Source organism: Corallococcus sp. 4LFB (genome assembly GCF_046520365.1).
GTDB classification, from domain to species: Bacteria; Myxococcota; Myxococcia; order Myxococcales; family Myxococcaceae; genus Corallococcus; species Corallococcus caeni.
Window position 1 is genome coordinate 1 of record NZ_JBKGHJ010000511.1, and the last position, 5,611, is coordinate 5,611.

Below are 5,611 nucleotides of genomic sequence, written 5' to 3' on the forward strand. Positions count from 1 at the left end.
GACGGCGGAGGGGTTGAAGCGGGTGTCGGCGGGGCGGCGGGTGAAGGTGGGGGGGATGATGATCTGCCGGCAGATGCCGCCGACGGCGAAGGGGATCTGCTTCATCTCGTTGGAGGACGAGACGGGGATCGCGAACCTGGTGGTGCCCTCGGAGGTGTACGCGCGGTGCAGGCAGGAGATCCACGGCGCGCTGTTCCTCGTGGGGGAGGGGATGCTGGAGCGCTCGGGGAAGGTGACGAACGTGAAGACGCGCAGCGTGGTGTCCGTGCGGCAGTGATGTCCTCACCCCGCGTCGGGTTCCTCCATCGGCCGGGTCACCCGGAGCGTCGTGGTGACAGGGGACGTCGGATGCTTTGGATGGAGGGCGAGGGTCAGGTCGATGCAGTCAGGCCCCCGTTTGCCATTGAGCTGTTCGTCGAACAGAGGGAAGTCTACATCCGCCCCGAACCAGTATCCGGGCTCTAGACCGAGAAGGTCTTCTGCACGGGCTGGAGAAGGAAACCGATCCGCCACCAGGAACTCCACCGGCTGGGCCGTCGCGCAGTCCAGGACCGCGGTCACTTCCAAGGAGGAGTTCTCGACGAGCCGTCGATCCACCGTGATGGCTCCCTCCGCGGCGCCCACCAGGATGCGCCCGGAAAGGGTGGAGCCGTCGTAGTGGGGGGACTGGAACTCGATGAGCGGACGCGCCGTGGACGCGGTCAGGGGGGGCGGCTGTGGCGCGACGACACGGCACCCGGGACTCAGAAGCAGCAGCGTCGCGAGGAACATCCGCCCGGTGTGAGTCATCTGCACTTGAGTTCTCCTTCGTTACCGGGGACGCCGTGGCCCTCGCCATGATGCCATCCGCAGGAGTGGGCCAACTCGTGGACCATGGCTTTCGCACGGCACTTCTCGGACATCGGCAGTTCGCACCAGTAGATTTCGGCCTTGGGCTGCTGGCAGGTCTGCGTGCCTTGGAAGACGAAGCCCCCGATACGGCCCTTGCGGTGCCGTCCGTCATCCCGGCATTTCTGCTGGATGTAGTCGCTGCACTTCACCAGTACCCCGCCGCATTGAAGCTGGACGCATTCCCTGAGGCACGTGTCATCAATGCTCTCGGCGGCGGAGCGACAATCTTCCACCGAGGGCACCTCACGACATTGGCTGTGGCGCATGGGCGTGGCTGGCACGCTCGGGGTCGCGCACGCTGCCAGCAGCGAGAGGAAGAGGCCGCAGGCGGTGCTTCGATGGGCGGGAGGATCCGGTGGCAAGGAGGTAGCTCCCTGGAGCAAGCGTGGTGTCCGTGCGGCAGTGACGCATTGGGGACCGGGCCACATCTGCACGTCTGTTCCCGGGATCCGCCGCTACAGGGACGTAGTGACCCGGGGGGGCATGGAACAACCCGTATTGCTGGCGATATAGGTTGCGTCCGTCCGGAGTGTAGTAGCGTGGATCAGAACGGGAGGGTTCTCCAAGTGCGCAACAGTCTTCGGTGGTTGGGGTCGCTGCTCGATCGCGTGGGCCTGACAGAAGTGGTGGAGGAGGCGAGCGATTGGGTGCGGTACTACGCGCAGGGCAAGCCGCCCGTGAGCGAGCCGCAGCAGACCCGTGTCTCCCGCCCGGTGCACTCCGAGCCCCCGCGCGCGTCCGTGCACGAGGTGATCGAGTCCCTGCGCAACGCGATGCCGGAGCGTCAGGTGGATGCGACGGTGGTGGAGATCCCCTTCGAGGGACGCATGGAGCTGGCGCAGGCGGCCCGCCGCAAGACGGCGCCGAAGGCGAAGAAGGCCGCGGGCAAGAAGAGCGCGGCGGCGAAGAAGGCTCCGGCCGCGAAGAAGGCGGCGCCCGCGAAGAAGAAGAGCGCGGCGAAGAAGGCCCCGGCCGCGAAGAAGGCGGCCACGTCCAGCGCCGATAGCGAGGACGCGGTGTCGGTGCTGGAGACCGCGCTGCGCGGCCACGCGCGCCAGAAGGACCTGGTCTCCGCCGGCAAGGAGAAGGACCAGCTCCTGCGCTCGCTGATCCCGCTCTACCTGGCGAAGTCGCTGGACGTGGAGGTGACGTCCGGAACGACGTCGCGCTTCTGGAGCGGGCTGGGCGTGACGTACGCCGCCCCCAACGCCGCCAAGGCGCTGCGTCTGCACGCCGGCTACGCCCAGGACAGCAAGAAGGGCAAGGCCATCACCGCCAAGGGCATCCGCTACGTGGAAGACGCCCTCAAGCAGGCCTCGAAGTAAAGCCTGCCGGGCCAGATGCCGCGTGTTCCTTCATCCAGACGCGGCACGGTTCCAGTGGCAGTCGGCGTCCTCGCTGGGGCGCTGATTGCCTGCGTGGGTGTGAAGCCAAATGCTGGCATTCCCTCACCCAGCCCATCCTCGGGCACGGATGCCGGGACGCCTGCATTTGAATGGCCCGAAGACATAGAGCCCCTGGCGACGCTGGATGGGCCTGCCATCCTGGCGTCCCATGCGGCCCTTCAAGATGTCTTGAGCCGCTTTCCCGAAGCCCGCCGGAATGAATGCGTCTTCACGGCACGGGCTCTGGAGGTCGTCGTCGGCAAAGGGAAGGGCGGCTACATCGTCCGGGTCAACCGGCGTGTAGACCACTGCGAAGGAATCGGACCCGGTGGCAACTTCGAACTCGACTGGTTCGAGCTCTACGCCGTCTCACCCGAGGGACGAATCCTCGAGCGGTACCAGTTCGCGCCTTGAAGCAGCCTTCAATCCCTCGCGGAACGTGAGCCCGGGACGGGCAGGTTGTCCGTCCTCCGGTACGTGGCCACGACGGAGTACTTCGTGTCCTTCGTGTGGTTCCGGCTCGCCGCGTGGAACAGCCGCGCGTGGAAGAGCAGCACGTCCCCTGGGGACAGCCTTACGTACCGCGCGCTCTCAATGAGCGCCGCGTTCTCCGGCAGCTCCGGCCGCAGGAACAGCTTCGCGTCGTAGCGCTCCGGCGCGAACTGCATGCGGTGCGTGCCGGGCAATACCTTGAGGCCGCCGTTCTCCGGCGTCTCCGCGCCCAGCGCCAACCACGTGGAGATCAGCTCCGGCCGCGTGAAGGCCCAGTAGCGCACGTCCTGGTGCCACCCCGTGTCCGACGAGAAGCGCGGCTGCTTCGTCATCACGCAGTTGTGATGCGCCCGCGCCTGCACCACCGGCCCCTCCAGCAACTGCCCCATCGCCTCCACCATCCGCGCGTCGTCGAACCACGCCGCGAACAAGGCCGAGCGCCCATGGGCCTTCAACAACCGCCGCACCGTCCGGCCACCTTCGACCTCCAGGCTCGCGGGCGAACCCGGATAGGCCACGTCGGCCTCGTACTCCACCGGGCCGTCACCGGACTCGAGCTGCTCCAGGATGACGGCCCGCATCCGCTCGCACGTCCCGCTGTCCACGAAGGACGGCAGGACGAGATACCCCTCGGCGGCGAAGCGCTGGCACTGCTCGGGACTCAGGACGGACATGGCGCCCGCTTCTTAATGGGCACGCCCGCCGTGTGCAGCACCTGTCGCGAGGCTCAACCCAAGAGCCGCGAATCATCCAGGTCGATCTCATCCTGGATGAGGTCCACCCCGTGCTGCCGGAACCGCCGCGCCGCGGCCCGGCTGCGCGGCCCGTGCCCGTGCTCCAGGCACCACTGCGCGTGCTCGCTGAGCAGCGCCAGCTCCAGCGTGCGCCCCAGCGTCAGGGAGAAGCGCCGCGCACCGGCCTCCATCGTGGTGGGGTTCGCCATCGCGCCGGACACCCAGGCCCGAGCGTGCTCCAGCGCGTCGTGCGCCGTCTGCACGCACGGCCGCAGGCCCGCGTCCGTCACCTTCGACAGCCGGCCCTCCACCTCGTGGAAGAACGCCTCCAGCGTGCCTTCCTTCGCCAGCGCGCGCAGCGAATCCAGCGACAGCACGTTCGTCGTGCCCTCCCAGATGGACAGCACCTGCGCGTCCGCCTGGATGCGCGGCAGGCCCGTGTCCTCCACGTAGCCCGCGCCGCCGAAGGACTCCGTCGCCTCCGACGTGACGTGCACCACCTGCCGGCCCGTCGTCAGCTTCGCCAGCGGCGTCACCAGCCGCTGCAGCAGCTGCTCCTGCTCCGTCGCCGTGCGCGTCTCCAGCTTGCCCAGGAGCTCCACCCCGCGGAACGCCAGCAGGAAGCCCGCCTGGAACTCCGCCTCCAGCCCCGCCAGCGTGTCCACGTGCAGCGGCTTCTCCGCCAGCGGCGCGCCGAACTGCACCCGGCGCTTCGCATAGTCGTGCGCCAGCGCCATCGCGCGGCGCATGGCCCACGTGGCGCCCATCGCGTTCCAGGTGCGCGTCACGTTCAGCATCATCGCCATGTTGCGGATGCCGTCCGTCAGCCCCGCCACCGGCACCGCCAGCGTCCCGTCCAGCGTCAGCTCCGCCGTGGGCACCTTGCGCGTCCCGAACTTGTCCTTCAGCCGGTTGATCTGGATGTTGTTGAGCCGGCCCTGCGCGTCCCGCGTCTCCACGAAGAAGAGCGCCAGGCCCTTGCCGCCGGGGCCGTTGCCCGTGGGCCGCGCCAGCGTCAGCGCCATCTGCGCCGTCGTCGCGGACGTGAACCACTTCGTGCCGTGCAGCCGCCAGCCCTCCGGGGACTGCCGCGCCTCCGTCAGCGTGAGCCCCACGTCCGAGCCGCCCGTGCGCTCCGTCATCCACTGGCCCGACGTCCAGAACGTCGCCGGATCGCGCGACGTCAGGTGGGGCAGGGCATGGTCGATGAGGGCCTTGTTGCCCAGCGACAGGAGCGACCGCGCCGCGCCGTCCGTCATCGCCAGCGGACACGAATAGACGTCCAGCGACGGCTGCACCAGGTAGTTCAACGCGAACTGGTGCACGCGGCTGAGCGCGCCGCTCTTCTGCTCGTAGGCCACCGCGACCAGGCCCTTCCTCGCGGTCAGCGCCTCCGCCTCCTTCCACAGCGGCGTCACCTCGATGTGGTCGATGCGCTTCCCCCACGGGTCCCACTGCGTGAGGACGGGCTCGTTCAGCCGGTCGCGCTGCTGGAACTCGTAGAAGTACTTGCCCCCCAGCTCCCCCAGCTCCCGGAAGTCGTCCTGGAGCGAGCGGAGCAGGTCCCCCGGAAGGGTACGGGCAAGGTAGCCCTGCAGGAACGCGTCGTCGTCGTACTGATTGCCAAGAACGGGGGGCGCCTGGAAGAAGCTCATGCCCCGAAGTTAACACCCCGGCACGGACGGTGGGGTAGAGTGACCTCCCCCTCCGCCGGAGCGTGATGACCGACTTCTCCCGCAGGCCCCCACCTGGCCCGGGTCCGTCTTCCCCCGACGCCGAGCAAGACCCCAATCGCAGCATCACCCCCCTGGAGACGCCCGCCGCCGCGGCGAGCCCCGTCCTGGCGACGCCTCCCCGTCCGCGCCTGCCCACCACGACCGGGATGCCGCTGGGCGGAGACAGGCCTCCAGAGCCCACCCGCTCCAGGCCCGCGCAGTCCGCGCCGCTGCCGTCCGTCATCTTCGACCCGATGCCGCGTCCCCGCGTGCCGCCCTCGCAGTCCGCGGGGGGTGGCCCCGCAGGGAGCGCCGCCGCCCTTCAACGAGGGGATGCTGGACGTGCAGACGGAGCGGCGCACCGCGCCCCCCGGTCCTCCAGCGCCGCAGGACC

Annotated in this window: 6 protein-coding genes; 3 read left to right on the top strand and 3 right to left on the bottom strand. The window is 69.0% G+C overall.

What is annotated here, in order from left to right; translation table 11 throughout:
- A partial coding sequence (locus ACLEQD_RS35510; RefSeq protein WP_410390228.1) for a hypothetical protein occupies positions 1-277 on the top strand: 277 nt, incomplete at its 5' end.
- Positions 278-282: 5 nt separating this feature from the next.
- Here the strand turns inward: ACLEQD_RS35510 and ACLEQD_RS35515 are convergent.
- On the bottom strand, positions 283-795 hold the full coding sequence (locus ACLEQD_RS35515; protein ID WP_410390230.1) for a hypothetical protein: 513 nt from the start codon (positions 793-795) through the stop codon (positions 283-285).
- Positions 796-1,457: 662 nt separating this feature from the next.
- Between ACLEQD_RS35515 and ACLEQD_RS35520 the strand changes: the two genes are divergently transcribed.
- Both ACLEQD_RS35520 and ACLEQD_RS35525 read left to right on the top strand, forming a co-directional pair.
- Positions 1,458-2,216, top strand: coding sequence for a hypothetical protein (locus tag ACLEQD_RS35520; RefSeq protein WP_410390232.1), 759 nt, complete (start codon positions 1,458-1,460; stop codon positions 2,214-2,216).
- Positions 2,217-2,309: 93 nt separating this feature from the next.
- A complete protein-coding gene (locus tag ACLEQD_RS35525) occupies positions 2,310-2,690 on the top strand; it encodes a hypothetical protein (RefSeq protein ID WP_410390234.1) in 381 nt (126 codons plus the stop codon).
- 8 nt (positions 2,691-2,698) lie between these two features.
- On the opposite strand, the gene ACLEQD_RS35530 is transcribed toward ACLEQD_RS35525, so the two are convergent.
- Together ACLEQD_RS35530 and ACLEQD_RS35535 are read right to left on the bottom strand one after the other, a co-directional pair.
- Positions 2,699-3,442 carry a phytanoyl-CoA dioxygenase family protein gene (locus ACLEQD_RS35530; RefSeq protein ID WP_410390236.1) on the bottom strand — a complete coding sequence of 248 codons (744 nt, stop codon included), beginning with the start codon at positions 3,440-3,442 and terminating at the stop codon, positions 2,699-2,701.
- A 53-nt stretch (positions 3,443-3,495) separates the two neighbouring features.
- Complete coding sequence (locus ACLEQD_RS35535; RefSeq protein WP_410390238.1) at positions 3,496-5,157, bottom strand: acyl-CoA dehydrogenase family protein; 1,662 nt, start codon at positions 5,155-5,157, stop codon at positions 3,496-3,498.
- Positions 5,158-5,611 lie beyond the last annotated feature (454 nt).

Bases quoted from the DNA above. Each gene is read 5' to 3' on its own strand.
- ACLEQD_RS35535 (WP_410390238.1), bottom strand. From the start codon at position 5,157: ATGAGCTTCTTCCAGGCGCCCCCCGTTCTTGGCAATCAGTACGACGAC.
- ACLEQD_RS35530 (WP_410390236.1), bottom strand. From the start codon at position 3,442: ATGTCCGTCCTGAGTCCCGAGCAGTGCCAGCGCTTCGCCGCCGAGGGG.